The organism is Variovorax sp. GW531-E2 (assembly GCF_059423125.1).
The window spans coordinates 1-927 of the sequence record NZ_JBWKXQ010000140.1 but is presented as its reverse complement, the minus strand read 5'-3'; the positions used below and the strand labels follow the sequence as shown (position 1 = coordinate 927).

Below are 927 nucleotides of genomic sequence, written 5' to 3'. Positions count from 1 at the left end.
GTCACCTGACCCAGGCCATCCTTGACTGTGGCGACGCGACCATCAGCCGCATAGGTGAACGCGAGGCTGGTGCCATCGCTCTGGGTCACCGAAGCAATACGCTTGCTCGTTCCGTCGTAGGTGTACGTCGTGACATACGTCTTTCCATCCGCGACGCTGTTGTCCTCCGGGCTGAGGTCGACAGTGACGCTGGTCAGCCGGTTGGCGCTGTCGTAGGCGTAGCGCACGCGGGTGAGAACTGCACCTCCGGTGGCAACCGTGCGGATCTGAGTGAGGTTCGTGCCGCTGTAGTCGAAGAAGGTGGTCTCGCCATTGGCGTTGACCATGCTCTGCACGGTGTCGTTCGCGTTGTAGGTGAAGCCGATCGTGTTGCCACTGGGGTCAACCACCGACAGCAGACGGCCTTTCACCGTGGTCTCGTAGCGCTCAACAAGTCCGGTGGAGCCGTCGGTCCACACGTAGCGAGCATTGGCCGCGTCGTAGGCAATTGTGTCGAACGCCCCTGCCCCCTCATTGCTGACGTACGCGTTCCTTGCCGCATTCCAGACGTAGGTGGCGCTGGCGCCATCGCGATCGATGCGAACAAAGGTGCTGCCGGCCGTGGCAACGGTGCCGGTCAGTTGGAGCCGCTGGCCATATGCACCGACACCCCAGTTGTCCCCGTTGTCGTCATTGAGCAAGCCCTGGCTGTTGTAGGTCCGCACGATGCCGATGTCCGCCCCGCGGGCGACCAGCTTGTCGTCGAAGTCCTGCAGGATCAGGTTGCCCTTGGCAATGTTGACGAACGCCTGCTCTCCGTTGCGTCCCTGCCCTGCCGTTCCCAGCACGCCGCGCTGACCCAACGTGCCCAGTGAGGTCAGGCTCAGGCCCAGGCTGTTACCGCTGACGATGGCTACCATGATTTTTGTCCGATCGGGGTTCAGAAAA

General features: G+C 62.2%; 1 pseudogene. It reads right to left on the bottom strand.

Annotated features, from left to right (window positions below):
* Positions 1 to 899 (bottom strand): annotated as a pseudogene (locus tag AC07XP_RS32300) (hypothetical protein); the annotation flags it as partial.
* Positions 900 to 927 lie beyond the last annotated feature (28 nt).